The following is a 25,130-nucleotide window of genomic DNA, read 5'->3' as shown; positions in this document are numbered from 1 at the left end:
CTTTATGTCTGTGAAAGACAATGCTGTGAATTTGGATAAACTTCAGGTGAAACCGGAAGATTTCCAAAAAATAGGTGTCGATGAAAAGCAGTCTGAAGTTATTCAGCGAGAAAGCTTATCTGCTTGGCGCGATGCCTGGGAACGACTTCGTAAAAACAAGGTTGCAATGACTAGCTTGATTGTTTTAGTTCTGATTGTGCTTTTTTCTTTAATCGGCCCGATATTGTCACCCTATAATTATTACTCTAATGATTTACTCAGCACGAATCTGCCACCTTCCGCGGAGCATTGGTTCGGTACGGATGATCTTGGACGTGATATGTTTGTCCGTACATGGATGGGAGCACGGATTTCCTTGACGATAGGTCTGGCTGCAGCTTTGATTGATTTGCTGATTGGTGTTATTTATGGTGGAATTATGGGTTACTTTGGTGGCCGCGTTGATGAAATCATGAATAAATTTTCTGAAATCTTGTACTCCATTCCTTACTTGCTTGTTACGATCCTGTTGCTGGTTGTACTGGAGCCAAGTATCACTACAATCATTATTGCGCTTTGTGTGACCGGGTGGATTAACATGTCGTGGATTGTACGTGGTGAAATGATGCAACTCAAAAACAGAGAGTTTGTACTTGCTTCCCGTTCCATGGGTGCTGGAGCAGGTCGTTTGCTTTTCCGCCACCTCTTGCCTAATGCAGTAGGTCCGATCATCGTTACATTGACGTTGAGCGTTCCGACCGCTATTTTTTCCGAAGCTTTCCTGAGCTTCCTCGGGTTAGGGGTACCGAATCCGGAGGCATCGCTGGGTTCAATGATTGAATCAGCTCTGACCGGGTGGATGTATTACCCGTGGCGGATGCTTTTCCCGGCAGGTTTGATCAGTTTGATTATGCTTGCGTTCAACCTTTTTGGCGACGGCTTGCGTGATGCGCTTGATCCGAAGTTGAAGAAATAGGAGGTGAGATCATGGTGAGTAGCAACAATTTAATTGAGGTTGAAGGTCTTAAAAAGTATTTTAATGTTGGCAAAAACCGTGTGCTCAAAGCGGTGGACAACCTGAATTTCTATATTCGTGAGGGTGAAACGCTGGGTATGGTTGGCGAATCCGGCTGTGGTAAGTCTACAGCGGGTCGTACGATTTTGCGCTTGTATGAACCTACAGCAGGAAGCGTACGTTTTAACGGGACGGATATTTACAAATTATCACCGAGTAAAATGAAAGCCATGCGCCGTGATATGCAGATGATCTTTCAAGATCCGTATGCATCATTGAACCCGCGTTTTACTGTTTCTGATATTATTGGTGAGGCGCTGGATATTCACAATATGGCGGGTAGCCGTGCAGAACGTAAGAAACGGATTGAAGAGTTACTTGATCTGGTTGGTTTGAACCCTGACCATGCAACACGCTATCCGCATGAGTTTTCTGGTGGTCAACGTCAGCGGATCGGTATTGCACGCGCACTAGCGGTTAATCCTAAATTCATCATTTGTGATGAGCCGATTTCAGCTCTTGACGTATCTATCCAGGCTCAGGTTGTCAACCTGCTAAAAGAGCTTCAAGAACGTTTGGGTCTGACATATCTGTTCATTGCGCATGATCTGTCGATGGTTAAGCACATCAGTGATCGGGTAGCTGTAATGTATATGGGTAGAATGGTCGAGCTTGCAGAAAGCGCTGAGTTGTATGCAAATCCGATCCATCCTTATACGAAAATGCTTTTGTCGGCGATCCCACTTCCTGATCCAGAAGTAGAAGCTAACAAAAAACGGATTATTATGCCAGGCGACCAAGCAGGCCCGATTCATGATGCATCTGGCAATAAGACAGGGGCTTATAACCTGGAAAATGCCACGCTTATCGAAGTGTCTAAAGGACATTTTGTAGCTGAGCCTTACGCCTGATCTTGTTTTATGCAACAACCGCCGAGTTATTCGGCGGTTTTTTTTGTAGGAAGCTTTGACGTGGACATGGGCTTTCGGTACAATCAAGCAGTAAGGTTTTGGTGGAGACAGGAGGCAGACCCATGAAAATAATTCCGGAAACGCTTCGCGGAGGGTCGGCTTTGGCAGAAGATTATATACAGGGTACGGGACGCGCAAGCGATTTGTATGAGTATAATGTGCTGCACGCCGATGCTTATGCCCAACGGGCGAAGTGGCTGGATAAGACGGGGCATCTGCGATTAAACCGTAAGGATGTCGTAGCATGTCTTCGTATATACAATGAGAAATACAATTCGCATGAGGCGGTTCGTGCTTCATTGGACCGTCTGGATAGTCCAGATGCCTTAGTAGTAGCTGGCGGACAGCAAAGCGGACTGTTCACAGGTCCGATGCTGGTCATTTACAAAGCCGCTACAATTATTAAGGCAGCGAGAGAAGCTGAGGAACGGCTTGGACGTCCGGTTATCCCCGTCTTCTGGATTGCTGGCGAAGATCATGACTGGGATGAGGTCAATCATACATACGTAATGGCAAATGACCCACAAGCCGTCAAAATCAAGCTGAATAAGCAACTAGAACGCCGTTCTTCGGTTAGTGCGATTAAAGTTGATACTGTTGAGTGGAAGCAAGCGATAGCGGATATAGAGCAAAGCTTGCCAGATTCAGAACATAAGGCTGATATAATGCGCATGATTGAGAACGGATTAACGGACTCATATGGACTGAGTGAAGCCTTTGCCAAGTTGCTGGGCCTTTTGTTCGGCAGCTATGGATTAGTACTTTTGGATTCAGCAGATCCTTCGCTACGCAAGCTGGAAGCATCCGTTTTTAAGCGGCTGGTTCAGCACAATGATGAGTTGGAGCAGGCTTACCGGACGACTGCCACGCGGATCGTAGATTATGGCTATCATTTACAAGCGGATGTGCATGAAGGCGGCGCGAATCTCTTTTATATCCATGAAGATGAACGTTTGCTGCTTTTCAAAAAAGCTGGGCTATTCACAGATCGACACGGTCTGGTGGTGTTTACTGTGGATGAACTGCTTGAAGAGATAGATAGACATCCCGAACGTTTTAGTAATAATGTGCTAACTCGTCCTCTAATGCAGGATTCAATGTTTCCGGTGCTGGCATCTGTGCTGGGTCTAGGAGAGATTGCTTACTGGGCGATTACACGGGATGCTTTCGGGGTGTTGGAGATGCAGATGCCGATACTGCTGCCACGGATGTCTTTTACGTTGGTAGAGTCAGGTGTGGAGAAGCATATGCTTAAGTATGAATTAAGTTTTGGTCAAGTTCGAGACGGACTTGAGGAACGGAAAAAGCAATGGATTGCCACTCAAGACCAGCTTGGAATGCAGGATCAGTTTTCCGGGGCAAAGGAAGCTTTTGTCCGCATGTACGAACCGCTTGTGCAGCAGACAGGTTTGATTGAAAAAGGTTTGCTACGGCTTGGAGAAACCAACCGCGATAAGATTCTGTCACAGATCGCCTATCTGGAGGCAAAAGTTCAGGAAGCGTTGCTTCGACAAAATGAAACAGCACTTCGCCAGTGGGATCGTATTGAATGGTCGCTTTTCCCATTTGGACAGCCGCAGGAGCGGGCGTATACGATCTATCATTTTCTGAATCGTTATGGTCTCAGTCTGATGGATACGATTATGAATGTACCATTGGATTTGACGGGGACGCATCGTGTTATTTATGTATAATTTGTTGTTTTATATAGGATTTATCATGGAATAAAATTTAACCAATTTGAAGGAGGAAACAAAGTATGACTTCCCATTCTCTGCAAAATAGCATAGTTCACGATCTTAAATTGGCTCCTGAAGGTCATTTGAAAATTGATTGGGTAGAAGCACATATGCCGGTATTGAACCGTATACGTCAACAATTCGAGCAAGAACAGCCTTTTGCTGGTTTGAAGGTAACCATCTGTCTACATCTGGAGGCCAAAACGGCTTATTTGGCTAAAGTGGTACAAGCAGGTGGAGCGCAGGTAACTATTACGGGTAGTAATCCATTGTCCACACAAGATGATGTTTGCGCCGCATTAGTTGAAGATGGCGTTACAGTATTAGCTAAATACAATCCGGACCCAGAAGAATTCAAAAATTTGCAAATCAAGGCACTGGAAACAAAGCCGGATCTCATTATAGATGATGGTGGTGACTTGGTTACTCTGTTGCAATCCGAACGGCCTGATCTGATTTCTACGATCCGTGGGGGAGCAGAGGAGACAACTACTGGCATTATTCGTTTGAAGGCATTGGAAAAAGAAGGGCAACTTCACTTTCCGATGGTGGCTGTTAATGATGCTTACTGCAAATATTTGTTTGACAACCGCTATGGTACAGGACAGTCAGCTTTCGACGGCATTATTCGTACGACTAATCTGGTTGTAGCCGGAAGTACAGTGGTTGTGGTAGGTTATGGCTGGTGTGGCAAAGGGGTTGCAATGCGTGCGAAAGGGTTGGGAGCCAACGTTGTTGTAACCGAGGTTGATCCAATCAAGGCTGTAGAAGCCCATATGGATGGTTTCCATGTGTTACCAATGGTAGAGGCTGCCAAACTGGGTGATTTCTTTATTACAGTAACTGGTAACAAGGCTGTAATTACAGGGGAACACTTTGATGTGATGAAGGATGGGGCTGTGCTGTGTAACGCAGGGCATTTTGATGTGGAGGTTAGTAAGCCTGAGCTTGCTAAACGTTCCGAATCCATTCGTACGGTGCGTCGTAATATTGAGGAATATCGCTTTAAAGATGGACGTAAAATGTATTTGCTGGCAGAAGGACGCCTTGTGAATCTAGCTGCCGCCGATGGTCATCCAGCAGAAATTATGGATACGACATTTGCGCTTCAGGCGCTTGGCTTGAAATACGTGAATGATCGTTATAATGAGCTTGGTAAGGCCGTTATCAATGTACCTTATGAAATTGATGAGCAGGTAGCTCGATTCAAGCTTGATAGTCTGGGAATTCAAATTGACACGTTAACTGAAGACCAAAAGATCTATTTGGACAGCTGGAACGCGTAAGCGGATTTTTCGTCACGATTTTCGCTGCAAAAGTGTTGTGTTTTTAATGCAAGTGTTTGTTTAGGTTGACATAATGGACAGAGAGTAAGCCCTTTATTCCGTGTGGTTTCGAAACCTGATGCATATTGTCGGGTGCCGGCTTCATGGGATAAGGGGCTTTTTTGTATCTTATGACGCAGGGCTACAATAACAGACATAATGCTATGGATCCAGCTTCTATCACTTTTTGGTAATGAAAAAGAGGTCTTTGATTTTTTAAAGCGAATCTATTATGCTTAGGTGGTGGAAAGTGGGCCAAAGTGGGAGAATGGGGTAAGGGGTGACGAAACCAATGTTTATGGGGGAGTTCCAACATAGCATTGATGAGAAGGGTCGGCTTACTGTACCGGCCAAGTTTCGTGAACTTCTCGGTGCCTCGTTCGTGGTTACCCGCGGGCTGGACCAATGCCTCTTCGTGTATCCTATGGATGAGTGGGCTGTCATGGAGAAAAAACTTAAAGCACTGCCTCTGATGAAGGCCGATGCGCGGGCGTTTACCCGTTTTTTTTTCTCGGGGGCGACTGAATGCGAATTGGACAAACAGGGCAGGGTAAATTTACCGGGGAATTTGTGCGAATACGCCAAGCTTACTAAAGAGTGCGTCGTATTGGGAGTGTCCACCCGTGTAGAGATTTGGAGTAAGCACACTTGGGAGCAATATTTCAACCAATCAGAGGAAGCATTTAATGACATTGCTGAGAAATTGGTTGATTTCAACTTTGAATTGTAATTTAGGAGGTCAGCCGTTTGTTTCACCACATTACCGTACTCAAAGAAGAAGCAACACAGGCACTAAACATCAGGCAGGACGGGATTTATGTGGACTGCACGTTGGGAGGGGCAGGACACAGTTCCGTCATTGCATCACAGCTTGGCCCTGAGGGAAGGCTTATTGCCTTTGATCAGGACGACTGGGCATTGAACAATGCGCGAGAGAAGCTGTCAGCCTATGAAGGAAAGATTTCATTAGTGAAATCTAACTTCCGCCACTTGCAGGACAAGCTGACTGAATTGGGATTGCCCGAAAAAGACGGCGTCCCGCAGGTCCAGGGTATTTTGTTCGATCTGGGTGTGTCCTCGCCCCAGTTCGATGAGGGGGAACGGGGATTTAGTTACAATCATGATGCGCCGCTTGATATGCGGATGGATCAGAGTAGCTCGCTTACGGCTTACGAAATTGTCAATGAATGGTCGGAAGCAGAGATTGCGCGTATTTTGTTTCATTACGGAGAAGAGAAGTTTTCACGGCGGATCGCAAAGATCATGATTGAACGTCGATTGAACAAGCCTATTCACACAACAGGGGAACTTGTCGATATTATCAAAGAAGGAATTCCGGCTGCGGCACGCAGAACCGGGGGACATCCGGCTAAACGCAGTTTCCAGGCTTTGCGGATTGCTGTAAATGATGAGTTGGGTGCACTGGAAGATACTTTGCATCAGGCAATAAGATGTCTGGCTCCAGGAGGCAGAATTTCGGTCATTACATTCCATTCTCTGGAGGATCGGATATGCAAGCATATTTTCAAGGAGTATTTGGCGAAAAGCATCTATCCATCTGATTTGCCTATTTTGGAGGACAAAATGATAGGCGATCTGAAGCTGGTGAACCGTAAGCCGATTGTAGCGTCAGAGCAGGAATTGGAGCTTAATCCACGGTCCCGGTCAGCGAAGCTGAGAGTTGCCGAAAAATTGTAAATTTAATGGAGAAGGAGAGGCGACATGGCTTATACACGCGGTAATTTGGCTGTAAAAGAAAGAGCCCGTCAGGAACAGGTTCAGCAACAACGGTATCGTGAGACCACCAAAGTCGTTACACGCCGCAGAGAGCTGCCGATTCGAGAAAAGCTGCTGTATCTATTGACACTTGTAGCGTGCATTGTCATTGCTGGTATGTTGATTGGCAGGTACGCTCACATTTATCAAATCAATTATTCGATTAATACGGCAAGCAAGGACATTTCCAAATTACAGACCAATATCGCCCAACTGAAGATTCAAAAAGAGCGTCTGGAAAATCAGATCGTGCCGACTGCAAAGGAACAGGGATATATCGAACCAACAAGAGAGCCCATTCGTGTGGAAAAGCAGGCTGCCAAATAGTTAAGGGCATAGCATCAAGCTATGCTCTGACGTACATTTTTTTGCAGAGAGGTTTGAGCTATGGTCAAAAGAATAAAGCTTCGTACACTGCTGATAGGGGGATGTATTACCCTCTTTTTTCTTGTTCTGCTACTTAAGGTATTTTGGATTCAAGTTGTGAGCGGGGAGTACTGGCATAACCTGGTAGTTACTCAAGTGGAAAAAGATCAGGTGATTCAGCCCAAGCGTGGAACCATTACGGACCGTAAAGGAAACGTATTGGCTACGGATGCACCAGCTTATACGGTAGTTGTCAATCCTACCATTATTCAGGAGTATGATTTGGAGAATGAGGTTGTAGCTAAGCTACACCAATTACTCAAAACACCTGAGGATGAGCTGAGAAGGCATCTTTCTGCAAAGGATAAAGCGGGGAACTACTTAAAAAACCGCGAGATCCGCAATGGAGGCTGGAAGGTAGATCCTGAGGTCAAGGCACAAGTGGATACGTTCAAAGAGTATTTGAAGGATAAGTATCAAGTAATTGGAGCTGTGGACACTGTTCAAGGATCCAAACGCTATTATCCAGAAAATAAGCTGGCTTCCCATGTTCTTGGCTATCAAAGAAAAGATGGCACAGCAGGTATGGGGTTGGAAGCTTATTATAATAAAGAGCTCTCGGGGACGGCTGGAAAGCTTCTGTATCAGCGGGATCGGAAGGGAGTTCCTCTTCAAGGATCGGGAAGTGTCTATGAGCCGGCACAAAATGGTAAAAATTTAAAGCTGACGATTGACGATACGATTCAGTATTATATAGAGGATGCCATGCAGGAAGCTATTGCAAAATACAATCCGAAAACGATGACTGTGGTAGCGGCTGATCCCAAAACGATGGATGTTCTCGGTATGGCGACCTACCCGAATTTTAATCCCAATACATATGGGAGTACACCTTTGGAAAATTTCCGTAATAATGCTACTCAGTCCATCTACGAGCCGGGCTCCACGTTTAAGATTGTGACCTTGGCTGCCGCGGTTCAAGAAAAGGTATTCAACCCGAATGAATCCTACCAATCTGGTATGATTCGGGTCGGAGGTTGGGATATTCGTGACGTAAGCCGTAACTGGGGAACGTTAACTTATCTTCAGGGAGTCAAGCGTTCAAGTAACGTCGGCTTTGTCCATCTGGGGCTGGATAAGTTGGGTGGCGAAAGGCTGAAGAAATATATTAATAACTTTGGTTTCGGGGTGAAAACGGGTATTGATCTTCCGAGTGAGTCTACCGGAGCTATCACATTCCATACCCAGTACAAATCCGAGGTCGCAACAGCTTCATATGGACACGGACGTGTCCAGGTGACGCCAATCCAGCAGGTAGCTGCCATCTCGGCAATTGCTAACGGGGGGAAGCTGATGCAGCCTCATCTGGTAAAGGAAATTATAAACCCAGATACAGGCGAAGTGCAGACGATTCAGCCAAAGGAAATCCGCCAAGTGATTACTCAGGAATCTGCAGCTCAGACAAGTAGCTATCTGGAGCAGGTTGTGTCTGACCAGGAAATTGGTACGGGACGCCTTGCTTATATCGACGGATATCGTGTAGCTGGTAAAACAGGTACAGCGACGAAGGTCGTTGGAAAAGTATATGACCATTCGAAGGATGTCGTGTCCTTTATAGGTTTTGCACCGGTAAATGATCCGAAAATGGCTGTTTTGGTTGTTATGGACGAACCTAACAAATCGGTAGGCGGCGGTACAGCAGCAGCGCCTGTATTTAAAAAAATCGTATCCCAATCGTTGCAATATATGGGTGTTCCAAAAACGGGAACTAAAACGAATAAATCAGGCAGCGCTGTTGTAAAAACAGTGAATTTGCCAACGGTACCACAATTAACGGGTCAGGTGAAGAAGGATGCGCAAAACGCATTGCTCAAACAGGGGATTGCCTATGAAACGGTAGGCAAAGGCTCCAAAATTGTTCGCCAGTATCCTGAAGCAGGCGTCAAAATGAAACCCGGACAACGCATTTACTTGCTGACTGAGGATAGTGCCAACATGACTATCCCTGATTTTACAGGTGTTTCGTTGCGTGACACACTTCAAGTTCTAACCCTTATGAGGGTTGGTGTGCAGGTAAGCGGCGAAGGTTATGTCGTCTCTCAAAAGGCGCAAATGGTAAATGGAAAGCGAATCGTCAGTGTGATGCTTCAGCCGGCCAAAGAAACGGTGACCGGAGTGAAACCGGAGGATACACAGGACTCGACCAATGGAGTTGCAGCTAACCAGATTGGGAGCGCAACAAAAACGGAGGCCGATAATAAAAACGAATCCGGTACTACTGCCGAAGCTGGAACAGATGCGGGAGCTCCTAAGAGAGGAATATCGGCTGTTGCAGATGAGAAAAGTGCTGCTGAGATTAAAGGCGAGGATAACTGATAGCTTGTTCTAATGTTCGTTCTTTTGAATATTCATGAGGTAAGACATGTCATGAGTATTTGAGGAACGGAGGGAGCGCGTTTGAAAAAATCTAACGTGACCATGCGGCGAAGGCTGGTATGGGGGCTAATGGGATTATTTGTACTGTTTGCGGCCTTGTCGATCCGGCTCGCCTATGTTCAATTGGGTAAAGGAGGCGAGCTCTCGGCCAAGGCTGAGGATTCGTGGCGCCGCAATATTCCATTTGCCGCCAAGCGTGGCGAAATTTTGGATCGGCAGGGTACGGCGCTGACCTACAATGTCAGTTCGCCCACAGTCATGGCGATACCAGTACAGATTAAGAAGCCGGAAGAAACGGCACGCAGGCTGGCGCCCTTGCTGGATATGAGTGAGGATAAAGTGCTCAAGCTGATTACCAAACGAACAGCAAGCCAAAAACTTCAGCCCGGCGGACGAAAAATTACGATGGAGAAAGCGCAGCAAATTCGTGATTTGAAGCTGCCGGGTATCGTTGTTGCTGAAGACAACAAACGTTATTATCCTTATGGTGATCTAGCCGCTCATATTCTTGGGTTTACAGGAATTGATAATCAAGGGCTGACAGGCGTAGAGAAGCAGCAAAACAGTAAGCTTCGGGGAATTGACGGAAGTATTGCATATTTATCAGATGCAGGTGGTCGTCTGATGCCAGGTTCTTCCGAAAAATACATTGAACCGAAGGATGGACTGAATTTACAATTAACCATTGATAAGTCTGTGCAGTCCATTATGGAGCGGGAGCTTGACCAAGCCATGGTCAAATTTCAGGCGAAGTCCGCGTTGTCTATAGCTATGAACCCCAAGACGGGTGAAATATTAGGCATGGCTGGACGACCAAGCTATGAGCCAGCGCTATACAAGCAATATGCGCCTGAAATCTACAATCGAAATCTGCCTATCTGGATGACATATGAACCTGGGTCTACTTTTAAAATTATTACATTGGCGGCTGCCTTGGAAGAAAAGAAGGTCAATCTCAAAAATGACCGTTTTTTTGATCCGGGATATATTGAAGTCGGTGGAGCACGTCTGCGTTGCTGGAAGAAAGGCGGACATGGGAGCCAAACTTTCCTTCAAGTGGTGGAGAATTCTTGCAACCCTGGTTTTGTAACATTGGGGCAGCGGTTAGGCAAAGAAACACTGTTCAAGTACATTCGCAATTTTGGCTTCGGCAGCAAAACGGGGATCGACATGATTGGTGAGGGCAACGGCATTTTGTTCAAGCTACCTCAGGTAGGTCCTGTAGAACTGGCGACGACCGCTTTTGGTCAAGGGGTGTCTGTCACCCCGATCCAGCAGGTTACGGCTGTATCAGCGGCAATCAATGGCGGTAATCTTTACAAGCCTCACATTACAAAAGGTTGGGTTCAGCCGGGAACCGGAAAAGTGCTGGAAAAAGTAGAACCAGAACTGGTACGTAGGGTCATTTCAGAGGACACCTCCCGACAGGTAAGGGAAGCGCTGGAAAGTGTCGTTGCTAAAGGTACAGGTCGTCCTGCTTTTATTGAAGGCTACCGGGTGGGAGGTAAAACGGGGACAGCACAAAAGGTGATTAACGGGCGTTATTCTTCCTCGGAGCATATTGTATCCTTTATTGGTTTTGCACCGGCAGATGATCCGCAAATCGTCGTCTATACCGCTGTCGATAACCCGAAGGGCATTCAATTCGGCGGGGTTGTTGCTGCGCCAATCGTGCAAAATATTTTAAAGGACGCGCTGATTGCCTTAAAAATACCACCTCGCACCAATCAAATTGCCAAAGAGTACAAGTATGGAGAAAATCCGATCGAAACGGTACCTGATCTGGTAGGTGCTACTGCAGCTGATTTGTACGAAGATATGAATATGAACTTTATGCTCGTAAAATCCGGGTCAGGCAAGACGGTCGTGAGTCAGGCGCCGAAGCCGGGCTCCAGATTGGAGCGGGGATCAACGATCCGTATTTACATGGGGGATTGATAGGTTCATTTTATACCATACTATGAATAACGAGAGAGCAATGGAGGAATGAAAGATGCAGCTTCAACAATTGGCTTCACTGCTGGCCGTCTCCCGTGTCGTGGGTGACGGTACAGTGGATTGCCGAGGAATCGGGGCGGATTCACGTCGAGTGCAACCGGGAGATTTATTTCTGTGTCTGCCAGGTTTTACAGTGGACGGACATGAATATGCCGAGCAGGCAATTGCGTCCGGAGCGGCAGCTTTGGTCGTTGAACGGGAACTGGATGTACCTGTTCCGCAGCTTGTAGTTAAGGATGCACGACATGCCATGGCGGTTTTGGCGGATTATATGTTTGATTCACCGAGCCGACGCATGCGCATGATCGGCATAACCGGAACCAACGGTAAAACAACGATAACTTATCTGATTGAAAAGATCATGAAGGACGCCGGGGTGAACACCGGACTGATTGGTACGATTCAAATGCGTTACGGTGGTCAGTCTTATCCAATGTCTGGCACTACGCCCGAAGCGGTGGAACTTCAACGTTATCTGGGAAATATGGCAGAGCAGGGGGTTCAATGCTGTGTCATGGAAGTATCCTCACATGCGTTGGAGCAGGGTCGCGTCAAGGGAACTGATTTTCGCACAGCTATATTTACAAACCTGACGCAGGACCACCTGGACTACCACAACACAATGGAGGAGTACCGTGCTGCAAAAGGACTTTTGTTCTCTAGGTTGGGAAATGCTTTCTCGCGTGATGCATCAGATAGCAAATATGCTGTTCTGAATGCAGACGATCCGGCTTCTTCCTATTTGCAGGCTCAAACTGCGGCCCAAGTGATTACATACGGCGTGGAAAAGGAATCTGATGTGCAGGCATCTCGTATCACTATTGGTGCCAAGGGAACCTTCTTCCATGTGTCCACTTTTAAAGGAGATACCGATATTGAGCTTCGAATGGTGGGCAAGTTCAATGTGTACAACGCACTGGCGGCCATTACCGCAGCTCTGCTGGAGGGAATTTCGCTGGCGGATATCAAGAGGAGTCTAGAGTCTATCGCGGGCGTAGATGGGCGGGTAGAGCCTGTAGATGCGGGTCAGCCCTTTGCTGTTATTGTAGACTATGCCCATACACCGGACGGATTGGAAAATGTCCTTCGCACCGTAAAGGAATTTGCGGTCGGTAAAGTATGGTGTGTATTTGGATGCGGCGGTGACCGGGATCGTACGAAACGTCCGTTGATGGGGAAAATTGCTGCGCGTTACAGTGATCATTCGTTTATTACTTCCGACAATCCGCGAACAGAGGACCCGAAAGTGATTTTGAAAGACATCGAACAAGGGCTGATTGATGAAGGTATACCCGCAGAACGATACGAATTGATCGTGGATCGAAGAACTGCAATTCATAAAGCTGTTGAAATGGCAAGCCCTGACGATGTAGTATTGATTGCGGGAAAAGGTCATGAGACTTACCAGTTGATCGGAAAAACGGTGCATGAATTCGATGACCGCATCGTAGCCAAAGAAGCGATAAGGGGTTTATCCAAGTGATGAAAAGAACAATCGGTCAGATTGCATCTATGTGTGAAGGAACACTTCACGGAGAAGCGGACGCCGAACAGATAGTCGAAGGCGTTTTTACAGATTCTCGCAGGCCGCAGAGCCAAGGGTTGTTTGTTCCACTCGTGGGCGAACGATTTGATGGGCATAATTATGTGCAGCAGATCGTAAGTGAGGCAGGTGCAGCTGCATTTTTATGGCAAAAGGATCATGGCGTACCTCCGGCTGAGAACGCTATTGAGGTAGAGGATACGTTAGAAGCCCTTCAGCATCTAGCAGCTGCATACTTACGCGAAACTGGCGTTTCTGTCGTTGGGATCACGGGAAGCAACGGCAAGACGACAACGAAAGACATCGTAAACGCTCTGCTGGGCACGACTTTTAAAGTACACAAAACCGAAGGAAATTATAACAATCATATCGGTTTGCCTTTAACGGTACTGTCCATGCCGCAGGATACAGATATTCTCATTCTGGAGATGGGCATGAGTGGACGTGGAGAGATTCGTCTGCTGGCTAATATTGCCCAACCAGATGTAGCTATCATAACGAACATAGGCGAATCGCACTTGCTGCAGCTTGGTTCTCGTGCGGAAATCGCTCGTGCAAAGTTGGAAATCACAAGTGGCCTTAAGCCCGGTGGTTTGCTGATCTACAACGGGGATGAACCACTGCTTTCACAAGTGTTGGCGGAGTCTGAAACGGTCAAGCCTGAAGGTTTAAAATTATTTACGTTCGGGCTAGCTGCAGGCAACGATGACTATCCAACTGAAATCACTTCGGATGGAGAAGGTAGCTTATTCATAACAGCCCAATCTGGCAAAGAGGCTTTCCGACTTCCCTTGCTTGGACAGCACAATGTTGTAAATGGTTTGGCAGCACTGGCGGTAGCGCGTCATTTCAATGTCGATGCAGACCATATACGTAAAGGGTTGTCGTCTTTAAAACTGACGGGCATGCGTATTGAGGTCGTGAACTGTCCTAATGGACTTACTGTGCTAAACGACGCTTATAATGCCAGTCCGGCTTCTATGAAGGCTGCAATTCAGACGTTGTCTGCGTATAAAACGGATGGACGTAAAGTCGCCGTACTTGGTGACATGCTGGAGCTGGGACCTGAGGAAAAGCAATTCCATGAGGAAATTGGAATTTTCGCGGCAAAGCACGACGTAGAGGTACTGTTTACCTACGGTGCGTTAGGCACTTCGATTGCACAGGGCGCGCAAGGGTTGATGCCAGCTGTTAACGTGCACGCCTATACAGATAAGCAAGAGTTGATCCAGCATTTGCGGGTTCATCTCCACGCCAATGATATTGTGCTGGTTAAGGCATCCAGAGGGATGCGACTAGAAGAAATTGTGGATGCGCTGAAAAACGGTCCGCTACAGAACTGATGTTGACGAGAGGGAGACTCCCATGGATATTCAATTATTACTGCTGACGATCGTCGTATCGTTTATACTGGCGGTCATTGCCGCTCCACTGCTCATTCCGCTGCTGCGGCGAATGAAATTTGGCCAGCAGGTCCGGGATGACGGGCCACAAAGCCATCTTAAAAAGATAGGTACGCCTACAATGGGCGGTATCGTGATTCTGGTGGCTTTTACGCTGACCTTTCTTAAGTTTTCAGCTATCAAAAATACGGACTTTTACGTTCTGCTGGTTGCTACACTCGGTTTTGGGCTGATCGGCTTTTTGGATGACTATATCAAAATTGTATTCAAACGCTCGTTAGGCCTGACGGCGCGTCAAAAGCTGTTTGGACAATTATTGTTTGGCGCGATCATGTGCTGGCTTCTGCTTAGCAATGATCATAGTACTGCGATCGGCATCCCTGGAACGTCATGGTCATTTGATTGGGGCGGCTGGTTCTATTATCCGTTCATTATTATCATGATGCTGGCAATTAGCAACGCTGTCAATTTCACGGATGGGCTGGACGGGCTGCTGTCCGGTACAAGTGCCATTGCCTTTGCTGCTTATGCCATTGTCGCGATTCAGGCAACCTCGCTTCCGGCAGCAGTATGCTCAGCAGCTATGATCGGCGCTGTACTAGGATTTCTTGTATATAATGCTCATCCTGCCAAGGTGTTTATGGGTGACACAGGCTCGCTGGGAATCGGCGGCGCCATAGGTGCCATTGCCATCGTTACGAAAAGCGAAATTTTGTTTCTCATTATCGGCGGTGTATTCGTAATTGAAATGCTGTCCGTGGTCTTGCAGGTAGCTTCCTTTAAAACACGTGGCAAGCGTATTTTCAAAATGAGCCCTATTCATCATCATTTCGAGCTGTCCGGCTGGTCCGAATGGCGCGTAGTTATTACATTCTGGGCTGTAGGACTGCTGTTGGCAGGACTCGGACTTTATCTCAACAAGGGGTTGTAGACTAATGAATCATCCAGACGCATACAGAGATCAGGAAGTCGTCATTATCGGTCTGGCCAAAAGCGGTGTGCAAGTTGCCAAGGTGCTGCACCAGGCCGGAGCGAAGCTGACAGTCAATGATAAAAAAGATAGGGAACAATGTCCCGAAGCTTCTGAATTAGAGGCTTTGGGAATTTCCGTTTTATGCGGGGGTCACCCAGAGGGGTTGATTCATCCTGGAGTGAAGCTGGTTGTCAAAAATCCAGGCATTCCTTATACGGCCCTTCCCGTACAGAAAGCTGTCGAGCTCGGCATTGAGGTTGTGACCGAGGTTGAGGTCGCCTACCATCTATGTAAAGCTCCGATCATCGGAATTACTGGCTCCAACGGAAAGACGACCACGACCACTTGGGTAGGCAAGCTGTTGGAGGCATCCGGCATGAATCCAATCGTGGCTGGTAATATCGGTACGCCCTTATGTGAGGCGGCTGTGGACGCCAAGTCGGATGAGTGGATGGTTGTGGAGCTGAGCAGCTTTCAGTTAAAAGGAACAAAGGATTTCAAGCCCGCTGTGGCCTGCCTGCTCAATGTAGCAGAGACCCATTTGGACTACCACGGAGGCATGGAGGACTACGTTGCATCCAAGGCGCGTCTATTTGCCAATCAAACGGCGGCGGATACTGCGGTGGTGAACTGGGACGACCCCGTCTGCCGGGAGCTGGTACCCTATATAAAAGCGAAGCTGCTTCCGTTCTCTACGACAGAACGTTTGCAGGAAGGGTTGTTTGCTGATCCGCCATACATACCGGATGTGACGGACGATATTGAACGTAGCATCGTATACCGCGATGGAAATGGTGTGCTGCATCCCATTATAGGCATAGCTGAGATTGGACTTCCGGGTCGTTTTAACGTAGAAAATGCTCTTGCTGCCTGCGCAATCGCCATTGCTGCAGGCGCAGAACCAGCAAATTTGGCGGAACCATTAAGTACTTTTCGCGGCGTAGAACATCGGCTTGAATATGTTTTAGAACACGCTGGTGTAGCTTATTACAATAATTCCAAAGCAACCAATTCGAAAGCAACGATGATGGCCTTATCTTCCTTTAAGCAGCCTATTGTACTCATTGCCGGAGGATTGGATCGTGGCTCTGATTATACAGAGCTCGTACCTTCTTTACAGGAAGGTGTGAAAGCCGTTGTGCTCCTGGGTGAGACACGGCATAAGCTGGCTGAGCGGGCCAAGCAGGCCGGAATAGAGCATGTCAAGGTCGTCGATAATGGGGAGGATGCCGCCGCTACGCTCGTGGAGGCTGTGAACAAGGCTTCTGAATTTGCTGAGACGGGAGATGTGGTATTACTCTCACCCGCCTGTGCAAGCTGGGATATGTTCCGATCCTATGAAGAGCGTGGACGTATTTTTAAAGAGGCGGCGCATAAATTGTAAGTAGGGGGGTTGGATAAGCCCCTACTTTTATGCAAGGGGTGGCCTCCTGATGAAGCAGTCTCGTCCAGCGCCGGATCTATGGCTTTTCGTTTGTATTGTAAGCTTATTAGCCATCGGCATGGTTATGGTATATAGTGCGGGCGCCGTCCTCGCTTTTCACGAGTACGGGGACTCCTACTATTTTGTTAAGCGACAATTGCTGTTTGCGGGGCTCGGCCTAGTAGCGATGTACTTTACTGCCAGAACGGACTACCGGGTCTGGCAGAAATATGCCAAGGTCGTATTGTTGATCTGTCTAGCGCTGCTGGTTGCCGTATTAATTCCCGGCATTGGTGTAGTAAGAGGCGGGGCACGAAGCTGGCTCGGTATTAGCTCTTTCGGCATTCAGCCTTCCGAGTTTATGAAGCTGGGTATGATTCTTTTTCTCGCTCGTTGGCTCAGTCGTCCTGATTATGATATTAGCTCTTTTACGCGCGGCCTGTTGCCGCCGCTTGGACTCATGGGACTGGCTTTTGGGCTTATTATGCTCCAGCCCGATTTGGGCACAGGTACGGTAATGATGGGAGCGTCCATGCTCATCGTATTTACGGCAGGCGCGCGTATGAAGCATCTCGGTCTGCTAGCTCTGTCGGGAGCAGCGGGGTTTGCTGCACTGATTGCAGCTGCGCCTTATCGACTCCAGCGCATCACAGCTTTTCTGGACCCTTGGTCCGATCCGCTTGGCGCAGGCTATCAAATTATTCAATCGCTATATGCGATTGGTCCTGGCGGGCTGGCGGGCTTGGGACTCGGAATGAGTCGACAAAAATATAGCTACGTTCCTGAGCCGCAGACTGATTTTATTTTTTCCATTTTGGCGGAGGAGCTTGGCTTTATCGGTGGAATGACGGTGCTGGGGCTCTTTTTGGTTCTCGTGTGGAGAGGAATGCGTGTCGCTATAACCATTCCGGATACCTATGGTAGTTTGCTTGCGGTGGGTATTGTCGCAATGGTCGCCGTACAGGTCGTCATTAATATTGGTGTCGTTATCGGTTTAATGCCGGTGACAGGAATAACACTGCCCTTAATCAGCTATGGAGGTTCTTCTCTGACCTTAATGCTAACTGCTCTGGGCATTTTACTAAATTTATCACGTTATGCGAGGTGAACGTTTATGCGCGTCGTGTTGAGCGGCGGCGGCACCGGAGGGCATATTTATCCGGCGTTGGCCGTAGCCAGACAGTGCGAAGAGATTGATCCAGACGCTGAATTTTTATACATTGGCGGTCAACGAGGACTCGAAAGTAAGTTGGTTCCTCAGGAAAAAATTCCATTTGAGGCTATTGATATCACAGGATTTCGTCGCAGCTTGTCTGTGGAAAATATAAAAACGATCATGCGTTTTTTCAAAGGGGTTCGCAGATCCAAAGCATTATTAAAGAAATTTAAGCCAGATGTCGTTATTGGAACTGGGGGATATGTATGTGGCCCCGTCGTTTATGCAGCTTCCAAGTTGGGAATTCCCAGCATTATTCATGAGCAAAATGCAATTCCAGGGCTGACTAATACATTTCTGAGTCGCTATGTGGATACAGTGGCTGTTAGCTTTGAAGGCTCAGAAGGAGCTTTTCCCAAAGCTAAAAATGTACTGTACACCGGAAACCCACGTGCTACAACAGTTCGTTTGGCTAACCGGGATCGGGGATTTGCTACGATTGGGGTTCCGATGGACAGCTCAGTTGTCCTTGTGGTCGGTGGCAGCAGGGGAGCGAAGGCCATTAATGACGCCATGATTGCAATGGCTCCGCAACTTTCGCAACTGAAAGACGTCCATTTTGTATATGTAACCGGTGAATCTTATTACGAGCAAACGCTGGATAGCATACGGAATCAGATCGGCTCATTGCCCAATCATCTACATGTGCTTCCCTATATTCACAATATGCCAGAGGTGCTGGCCTGTACTTCTTTAATTGTTAATCGCGCAGGTGCGTCCTTCTTGGCAGAGATTACATCGCTCGGCATTCCGTCCATTCTGATCCCATCACCTAATGTGACGAATAACCATCAGGAGGCTAATGCTCGTACCCTTGAAAAGGCAGGCGCATCCGTCATGATTGTAGAAAAGGAACTGAGTGGCCCGGCCCTGTTTCAATCTATAGCGGGAATTATGAAGGATAAGGCATGGCGGAGTCGCATGGCGGAGTCGGCGTCTGCGCTTGGCAAGCCTGACTCAGCGGATATTTTAGTAAAAGAAATGGAACGTCTTGCCCGTAAAAGGTAGTTTGCAGCGTAGAATTGGGCGGTTGTCACACACCGGATGGTATTTACATAGGATACCCTATAGATTGTGACCATCACTCAGGCTGCCGGTTGTCAGGTGAGAGCCTTATAACCATGCGGGGCAAGCAACAAGGAGGTTTCAGTACAATGCAGCAATGGATGCCATTATTAGCGGAGCATGATATCGGAAAAGTGCTGGAGCATGAGCCGCTGTCCAAATATACGACATGGAAGATTGGAGGCCCTGCGGATGCACTTGTCATCCCGGATACCAAAGAGCAGCTGGCAAGAGTTTTGAAGCTGGCTAGCGAGCACGGAATTCCCTGGATGCAGTTGGGGCGGGGCTCCAACATGCTCGTCTCTGACAAAGGGATACGGGGACTTGTGATCAAGCTGGGACCAGGATTTGATTATGTTCATTTTGAAGATGAACAGATCGTTGCTGGAGGAGGCGTTTCACTGGTCAAACTGTGCGTTATGGCCAGCAAACAGGGCCTATCCGGTCTTGAATTTGCTGGTGGTATCCCAGGATCGGTCGGTGGGGCTGTCTACATGAACGCCGGTGCCCATGGGTCTGATGTGTCACAAATATTCCAGTCCGCTGAGATTGTGCTGGATACAGGGGAATTGGCTGTGTACGATGCCGAGAATATGCATTTCAGCTATCGTCACTCCGTGTTGCATGAGCAACGTGGAATGGTGACAGAGGCAGTGTTTCGGATGAAGCGGGGCGACCGCGAGGAAATTTCAGCAGCGCTTGCGGCTTTTAAAGACCGCCGTCGGCTGACTCAGCCGCTACAGTTAGCTTGTGCAGGAAGCGTGTTCCGCAATCCTCCAGGAGACTATGCTGCCCGTCTTATTGAGAGCGCAGGTCTCAAGGGCTTGAAGGCGGGAGGCGCAGAGGTATCTGTACAGCATGCCAATTTCATTGTAAATACCGGTCAAGCGACAGCAGAGGACGTGCTTACCCTAATGAAGCATATTCAAAGTACAATATCATCTCAAACCGGCATCAAGCTAGTTCCGGAGGTTTTCGTAGTGGGTGAGCGGTAAACTCGGAGGTGATACATTGGACAAATTGGTGATTGAGGGAGGCCGTCCCCTGTCAGGCACCATACGTATCCATGGGGCAAAAAATGCGGCACTACCTATTCTTGCAGCGAGCTTACTTGCACAAGGTAAGGTAGAAATTCGGAATGTGCCCCATCTTTTAGACATTAAGGTCATGCTGCACATCCTTGAAAGACTCGGCTGTACATGCCGACATGAAGAGGAAACGGTATACGTGGATACGTCGTCCGTCCGAACGTTCCAAATTCCGGAAGATTTGATGAAGCAAATGCGCTCATCTATCTTTCTGATGGGACCGCTGCTCGCCAGATATGGAGAAGTTTCTATTTACCAGCCCGGAGGCTGTGCCATAGGCGAGCGCAAAATTGATCTTCACCTAGAGGGCTTAAAAGCTCTTGGCGCAGAGATAGAGGAAAAAGACGAGCAAATCACGTTTCGAGCCCACAAGCTGATCGGCTCGGACATCCACATGGATTTCCCGAGTGTAGGTGCAACGGAAAATATTATGATGGCCGCTGCGTTGGCTGAAGGACGAACAACGATCACCAATGCAGCGAGGGAACCGGAGATTCAGGATTTACAAAACTTCTTGAATGCCATGGGAGCCCGCATTATCGGTGCTGGAACCGACACGATTACAATTACGGGGGTCAGTTGCCTCAATCCGTGTACGTATGAGGTCATTCCTGACCGCATAGTTGCTGGAACGGTTATGATCGCAGCTGCAGCTACACGAGGAAGTGTGTCGTTGACACACTGCAATCCATCCCACTTGTCTGCTCTGATTCATGTCCTCAGGCGGGCTGGTGTTCAAGTCGGCATCTTGAATGATATAATGACCGTAAGTTGTATGAGTCGTCCCAAAGCAGTGGAGAGGATCGTTACCTCCCCTTACCCGTCTTTTCCGACGGATTTGCAATCTCAGGTCATGGTTCTGCTTTCTTTGGCGGACGGATTCAGTGTCATGAAAGAGACCGTCTTCGAGAGCCGATTCAAACATGTGGATGAACTAAATGTAATGGGTGCTGATATTACGGTTGATGCAAATGCTGCCTTTATAAGAGGAGTTTCACGTCTGTACGGGGCTACGGTAGAGGCTACCGATCTGCGGGCAGGGGCTGCGCTGGTCATAGCGGGTCTAGCGGCTCAAGGACGTACCGTTGTCGAGCAGGTTCATCATATTGACAGAGGGTATGACCGGATCGAGCGTCTTTTTCAGGGACTGGGTGCCCGAATGAGCCGTCAGTCTCCGGTGCCGGAGCAACTGGATTTCGTAAATTAATGCCTGTAATGTCCCTCCATTAACGGGGGGACAAAAGGGCTTTTGTGGAGAGAAGCTATGCCAAATGCTCAAATACCTGTTCTTAAAAAGAACAGAACGAAAAAAAGAACAAGCCGAAAGATTGCTATTCTTCTCATTTTGTTGTTTATCGTATTGCTCGCTGTTCTCTTTTTCCGTTCTTCGTTGAGTCGGGTTTCTGAAATTCGTTTTGATGGTAATGTATTTTCGACCCGAGACCAGCTTCTTAACCGAAGCGGTCTGGCTGTTGGAGATCAGTATTTCGGAGTCAGTTCATCTGACATCTCTGAGAAGTTGCGGGAAATTCAATCGATACAGCAAGTCACAGTGGACAAGCAGTTTCCGGGTATTATTGCTATTCACATTAAAGAGTTTGCTACGGTCGCTTACGAGTTGCAGAGTGACGGGAGCCTTCGTGCTATTCTAGCGAATGGGACAAGCGTGGGCGTGGGGAGTAGCGGAATAGCCGTTGAGAAGCCTATTTTGACCAAATGGAAATCTGATGATCCGTACAAAGCAAAGCTGTGTGATGCTTTATCACGCATTCCGGGGGAATGGACTGCCGATATTTCGGAAATCATTCCTGCGCCGATTCCTTCTTTTCCGGACCGCATCAAAATGTACACACGTTCCCAGTTTGAGGTTATAACAACCGTTTCTCTACTGAATTCTAAAATCAGCTATTTGAATCAGGTGCTAGAAACAGAAGATCCAGGTTTGATCACCATGTTGGAGGCGGATTCCTACGTTCCGTTCAAACCAGATACGAGTGAAGAGAGCCAAGAAAAAGATACTACTCAGTGATGTGAAAAAATGCTAGAATTGATTTTATGGGTAATAGACTTGCCTCCTTCTTTTTTCTTCAAATTTTTATGTGACTGCAACCATAAATTGGCTTCTAAAAAATTTGTAGAAAAAAGAGGGAAAGCATGGAGTTTGTTGAATATGTACAGAGTGTGTTTAAAGAACGAAATTCATTTTGGAGTCAGGAGGTGCCACAGACTTGAGCAACAATGACATCATTGTTAGTTTGGACATCGGTACATCCAAAGTTCGGGCTATTATTGGGGAAATGAATAATGGAACCTTTAATATTATTGGAGTTGGATCTGCCGACTCGGAAGGGATTCGCAAAGGTGCAATTGTAGACATTGATCAAACCGTGCAATCAATCCGTAACGCCGTGGATCACGCAGAACGCATGGTTGGTATTCAAATAACAGAAGTGTATGTGGGGATTTCAGGCAATCATATTGGCCTGCAAAATAGTCATGGCGTAGTAGCTGTGTCCAACGAGGACCGTGAAATCGGTGAGGAGGACATTGAGCGTGTACTGAAGGCAGCTGAAGTTATTGCCGTACCACCGGAGAGAGAAATTATTGACGTGGTAGCCAAGCAGTACGTCGTAGATGGCCTTGAAGGCATTCAGGACCCTCGCGGTATGATTGGAGTTCGTCTCGAAGTAGAGGCTACGATTGTTACTGGAGGCAAGACCCCGATACATAATCTGTTGCGCTGCGTTGAGAAAGCTGGCTTGAGGATTAAAGATCTGGTCTTGCTGCCTCTTGGAGCCGGACAATTGTCTCTTTCGAAGGATGAAAAGGTGATGGGTTCAGTGCTGGTGGATATTGGTGCAGGTTCTACGAATGTTGCCATTTTCCAGGAAGGAACGATTGTTGCCACATCAACACTTCCGATTGGTGGAGAGTTTGTAACCAATGATATTGCCTACGGACTGAGAACCCTTACCGATCAAGCCGAAAAAGTAAAGCTTAAATACGGCTGCGCATGGTATGATGATGCGGCAGTCGATGTCGTCTTTAAAGTGACACGTATCGGCAGTAATGTGGATAAGGAGTTCAACCAGCAGGATTTGGCTGCTATTATTGAGCCGAGAGTGCAGGAAATTTTTCAACTCATTCAGGCGGAAGTTAAGCGCTTGGGTTACACAGAGCTTCCGGGAGGTTATATACTTACCGGAGGCACCGTCTCCATGCCTGGTGTACTTCAGGTGGCACAAAGCGAACTGGCCGCTTCCGTAAGGATCGCCGTACCTGATTTTATCGGTGTAAGGGATCCGGGCTACACGAGCGGAGTAGGAATCTTGCATAATGCTATTCGTTACTATCGCGGAAGATCGACTAGCGTTAGCAACAGTGGCGGAAGTGCCAAGAAGCCGACTAACCGAACCAAAAGCAGTAGTCCCGTTGCGGAAGGCGAGCAAAAGCAGGGGTTGATTGAACGCTTAAAAAATATGTTCAGTGAATTTATATAACGTTCATTGCTAATTATGCCAATCATGGACGGGCCATCCATGCACATTGAGGGGGAGATGGAATAGTATGTTGGAATTTGATTTTGAAATGGAGAGCTTGGCTCAAATTAAAGTGATCGGCGTCGGAGGCGGCGGCAGCAATGCGGTTAACCGAATGATCGAAAATGGTGTTCAGGGTGTGGAGTTCATTACAGTCAATACAGATGCCCAGGCACTTCATTTAGCGAAGTCTGAGCATAAGCTTCAAATTGGCGATAAGCTGACCCGCGGTCTGGGTGCCGGCGCTAACCCGGATGTGGGTAAAAAAGCGGCTGAAGAGTCGCGTGAGCTCATTATGAATACGCTCAAAGGTGCGGATATGGTATTCGTAACGGCGGGAATGGGTGGCGGTACAGGAACCGGAGCGGCTCCTGTCATTGCTGAAATTGCCAAGGAATGCGGCGCGCTGACTGTAGGCGTGGTAACCCGACCGTTCACGTTTGAAGGGCGTAAGCGCTCCAATCAAGCTGAACTTGGTATTGAGGGATTAAAAGAAAAAGTAGACACTTTGATTGTAATCCCGAATGACCGCTTGCTTGAAATTGTGGACAAGAAAACCCCGATGTTGGAAGCATTCCGTGAAGCGGACAATGTTCTGCGTCAGGCGGTACAAGGTATTTCAGATTTGATCGCTGTACCGGGTCTAATCAATCTTGACTTTGCTGACGTTAAGACGATCATGACGGAGCGTGGCTCCGCTTTGATGGGGATTGGCGAAGCAACTGGTGAAAATCGTGCGGCTGAAGCAGCACGCAAGGCGATCATGAGCCCGTTGTTGGAGACATCCATTGAAGGTGCTCGCGGTGTGATTATGAACATCACTGGCGGCAACAACCTGTCTCTGTATGAGGTTAATGAGGCAGCTGAAATTGTAACATCGGCTTCCGATCCGGAAGTAAACATGATTTTTGGTGCTATCATTGACGAAGAGTTGAAAGAAGAGATCAAGGTTACCGTCATTGCCACTGGCTTTGAAGGCAAGCCAAGTCAACCGGCACCGGGACGTAAACCGGTAGCTAACCCGGCTACTTCCGAATCGGCGGAAAAAGGCTCTCCTAACTTGCGTCCATTTGGTAACACTCAAAGCAGTGATCAATTAGACATTCCTACATTTTTACGTAACCGTTCGCGCAATAATAATAACGATAACTAGTTTCAATTCAGACTGCCCGCATTCTCCCTGGAGATGCGGGCTTCTTTCTGTTTTACGTATCCTGCAGTTCAGGTGCTTCTCCTCTTTCCGACAAAATTAGTCGGTCACCGTCCCCACCGTTA

The 25,130-nt window shown here is 47.7% G+C and carries 20 protein-coding genes; all 20 read left to right on the top strand.

Going from position 1 to position 25,130, the window contains the following annotated elements:
• Positions 1-4 precede the first annotated feature (4 nt).
• The 20 genes from MKY98_RS16800 (at position 5) to ftsZ (ending at position 25,008) form a co-directional block, all read left to right on the top strand.
• Complete coding sequence (locus tag MKY98_RS16800; RefSeq protein WP_029517762.1) at positions 5-955, top strand: ABC transporter permease; 951 nt, start codon at positions 5-7, stop codon at positions 953-955.
• A gap of 11 nt (positions 956-966) precedes the next feature.
• A complete protein-coding gene (locus tag MKY98_RS16795; protein ID WP_029517761.1) occupies positions 967-1,905 on the top strand; it encodes an ABC transporter ATP-binding protein in 939 nt (312 codons plus the stop codon).
• 122 nt (positions 1,906-2,027) lie between these two features.
• Positions 2,028-3,659 (top strand): bacillithiol biosynthesis cysteine-adding enzyme BshC, encoded by a 1,632-nt coding sequence (bshC, locus tag MKY98_RS16790; protein ID WP_029517760.1) that lies wholly within the window; start codon positions 2,028-2,030, stop codon positions 3,657-3,659.
• 65 nt (positions 3,660-3,724) lie between these two features.
• Positions 3,725-4,990 carry an adenosylhomocysteinase gene (locus MKY98_RS16785; RefSeq protein ID WP_013311100.1) on the top strand — a complete coding sequence of 422 codons (1,266 nt, stop codon included), beginning with the start codon at positions 3,725-3,727 and terminating at the stop codon, positions 4,988-4,990.
• A 331-nt stretch (positions 4,991-5,321) separates the two neighbouring features.
• Complete coding sequence (mraZ, locus tag MKY98_RS16780) at positions 5,322-5,759, top strand: division/cell wall cluster transcriptional repressor MraZ (protein WP_013311099.1); 438 nt, start codon at positions 5,322-5,324, stop codon at positions 5,757-5,759.
• A 17-nt stretch (positions 5,760-5,776) separates the two neighbouring features.
• A complete protein-coding gene (rsmH, locus tag MKY98_RS16775; RefSeq protein WP_023989455.1) occupies positions 5,777-6,727 on the top strand; it encodes a 16S rRNA (cytosine(1402)-N(4))-methyltransferase RsmH in 951 nt (316 codons plus the stop codon).
• A 24-nt stretch (positions 6,728-6,751) separates the two neighbouring features.
• Positions 6,752-7,132, top strand: a complete 381-nt coding sequence (locus tag MKY98_RS16770; protein ID WP_029517759.1) for a hypothetical protein — start codon at positions 6,752-6,754, stop codon at positions 7,130-7,132.
• A gap of 60 nt (positions 7,133-7,192) precedes the next feature.
• Positions 7,193-9,547 (top strand): penicillin-binding transpeptidase domain-containing protein, encoded by a 2,355-nt coding sequence (locus MKY98_RS16765; protein ID WP_069010278.1) that lies wholly within the window; start codon positions 7,193-7,195, stop codon positions 9,545-9,547.
• 81 nt (positions 9,548-9,628) lie between these two features.
• The gene (locus MKY98_RS16760; protein ID WP_025721601.1) at positions 9,629-11,545 is read left to right on the top strand and encodes a stage V sporulation protein D; all 1,917 of its coding nucleotides are present in this window, start codon (positions 9,629-9,631) and stop codon (positions 11,543-11,545) included.
• A gap of 55 nt (positions 11,546-11,600) precedes the next feature.
• Complete coding sequence (locus MKY98_RS16755) at positions 11,601-13,088, top strand: UDP-N-acetylmuramoyl-L-alanyl-D-glutamate--2,6-diaminopimelate ligase (RefSeq protein ID WP_069010279.1); 1,488 nt, start codon at positions 11,601-11,603, stop codon at positions 13,086-13,088.
• Positions 13,088-14,491, top strand: coding sequence for a UDP-N-acetylmuramoyl-tripeptide--D-alanyl-D-alanine ligase (locus MKY98_RS16750; protein WP_069010280.1), 1,404 nt, complete (start codon positions 13,088-13,090; stop codon positions 14,489-14,491). The genes MKY98_RS16755 and MKY98_RS16750 overlap by 1 nt, the downstream gene beginning before the upstream one ends.
• Positions 14,492-14,513: 22 nt before the next feature.
• Complete coding sequence (gene mraY, locus MKY98_RS16745) at positions 14,514-15,482, top strand: phospho-N-acetylmuramoyl-pentapeptide-transferase (RefSeq protein WP_013311092.1); 969 nt, start codon at positions 14,514-14,516, stop codon at positions 15,480-15,482.
• A 4-nt stretch (positions 15,483-15,486) separates the two neighbouring features.
• Positions 15,487-16,908, top strand: a complete 1,422-nt coding sequence (murD, locus tag MKY98_RS16740; protein ID WP_069010281.1) for a UDP-N-acetylmuramoyl-L-alanine--D-glutamate ligase — start codon at positions 15,487-15,489, stop codon at positions 16,906-16,908.
• A 49-nt stretch (positions 16,909-16,957) separates the two neighbouring features.
• Positions 16,958-18,055, top strand: coding sequence for a stage V sporulation protein E (spoVE, locus tag MKY98_RS16735; RefSeq protein WP_029517754.1), 1,098 nt, complete (start codon positions 16,958-16,960; stop codon positions 18,053-18,055).
• A 6-nt stretch (positions 18,056-18,061) separates the two neighbouring features.
• Positions 18,062-19,171, top strand: a complete 1,110-nt coding sequence (gene murG / locus MKY98_RS16730; protein ID WP_039272248.1) for an undecaprenyldiphospho-muramoylpentapeptide beta-N-acetylglucosaminyltransferase — start codon at positions 18,062-18,064, stop codon at positions 19,169-19,171.
• Between the two features lie 146 nt (positions 19,172-19,317).
• Positions 19,318-20,223 (top strand): UDP-N-acetylmuramate dehydrogenase, encoded by a 906-nt coding sequence (gene murB, locus MKY98_RS16725; RefSeq protein ID WP_029517752.1) that lies wholly within the window; start codon positions 19,318-19,320, stop codon positions 20,221-20,223.
• Complete coding sequence (gene murA, locus MKY98_RS16720) at positions 20,213-21,523, top strand: UDP-N-acetylglucosamine 1-carboxyvinyltransferase (protein WP_176715673.1); 1,311 nt, start codon at positions 20,213-20,215, stop codon at positions 21,521-21,523. The genes murB and murA overlap by 11 nt, the downstream gene beginning before the upstream one ends.
• Positions 21,524-21,580: 57 nt before the next feature.
• A complete protein-coding gene (locus MKY98_RS16715) occupies positions 21,581-22,345 on the top strand; it encodes a cell division protein FtsQ/DivIB (protein ID WP_069010282.1) in 765 nt (254 codons plus the stop codon).
• 199 nt (positions 22,346-22,544) lie between these two features.
• Positions 22,545-23,816: a cell division protein FtsA gene (ftsA, locus tag MKY98_RS16710; protein ID WP_039272246.1), complete on the top strand. Its 1,272-nt coding sequence runs from the start codon at positions 22,545-22,547 to the stop codon at positions 23,814-23,816.
• Between the two features lie 67 nt (positions 23,817-23,883).
• A complete protein-coding gene (ftsZ, locus tag MKY98_RS16705; RefSeq protein WP_069010283.1) occupies positions 23,884-25,008 on the top strand; it encodes a cell division protein FtsZ in 1,125 nt (374 codons plus the stop codon).
• The last annotated feature ends 122 nt before the right edge of the window (positions 25,009-25,130 follow it).

Origin of the sequence: Paenibacillus sp. FSL M8-0228, assembly GCF_038007385.1 — a bacterium.
Lineage (GTDB): Bacteria > Bacillota > Bacilli > Paenibacillales > Paenibacillaceae > Paenibacillus > Paenibacillus polymyxa_D.
This window is presented reverse-complemented; position numbering and strand designations above follow the sequence as displayed.

Bases quoted from the DNA above. Each gene is read 5' to 3' on its own strand.
- MKY98_RS16800 (WP_029517762.1), top strand. From the start codon at position 5: ATGTCTGTGAAAGACAATGCTGTGAATTTGGATAAACTTCAGGTGAAA.
- MKY98_RS16795 (WP_029517761.1), top strand. From the start codon at position 967: ATGGTGAGTAGCAACAATTTAATTGAGGTTGAAGGTCTTAAAAAGTAT.
- bshC (WP_029517760.1), top strand. From the start codon at position 2,028: ATGAAAATAATTCCGGAAACGCTTCGCGGAGGGTCGGCTTTGGCAGAA.
- MKY98_RS16785 (WP_013311100.1), top strand. From the start codon at position 3,725: ATGACTTCCCATTCTCTGCAAAATAGCATAGTTCACGATCTTAAATTG.
- mraZ (WP_013311099.1), top strand. From the start codon at position 5,322: ATGTTTATGGGGGAGTTCCAACATAGCATTGATGAGAAGGGTCGGCTT.
- MKY98_RS16770 (WP_029517759.1), top strand. From the start codon at position 6,752: ATGGCTTATACACGCGGTAATTTGGCTGTAAAAGAAAGAGCCCGTCAG.
- MKY98_RS16765 (WP_069010278.1), top strand. From the start codon at position 7,193: ATGGTCAAAAGAATAAAGCTTCGTACACTGCTGATAGGGGGATGTATT.
- MKY98_RS16755 (WP_069010279.1), top strand. From the start codon at position 11,601: ATGCAGCTTCAACAATTGGCTTCACTGCTGGCCGTCTCCCGTGTCGTG.
- MKY98_RS16750 (WP_069010280.1), top strand. From the start codon at position 13,088: ATGAAAAGAACAATCGGTCAGATTGCATCTATGTGTGAAGGAACACTT.
- mraY (WP_013311092.1), top strand. From the start codon at position 14,514: ATGGATATTCAATTATTACTGCTGACGATCGTCGTATCGTTTATACTG.
- murD (WP_069010281.1), top strand. From the start codon at position 15,487: ATGAATCATCCAGACGCATACAGAGATCAGGAAGTCGTCATTATCGGT.
- spoVE (WP_029517754.1), top strand. From the start codon at position 16,958: ATGAAGCAGTCTCGTCCAGCGCCGGATCTATGGCTTTTCGTTTGTATT.
- murG (WP_039272248.1), top strand. From the start codon at position 18,062: ATGCGCGTCGTGTTGAGCGGCGGCGGCACCGGAGGGCATATTTATCCG.
- murB (WP_029517752.1), top strand. From the start codon at position 19,318: ATGCAGCAATGGATGCCATTATTAGCGGAGCATGATATCGGAAAAGTG.
- MKY98_RS16715 (WP_069010282.1), top strand. From the start codon at position 21,581: ATGCCAAATGCTCAAATACCTGTTCTTAAAAAGAACAGAACGAAAAAA.
- ftsZ (WP_069010283.1), top strand. From the start codon at position 23,884: ATGTTGGAATTTGATTTTGAAATGGAGAGCTTGGCTCAAATTAAAGTG.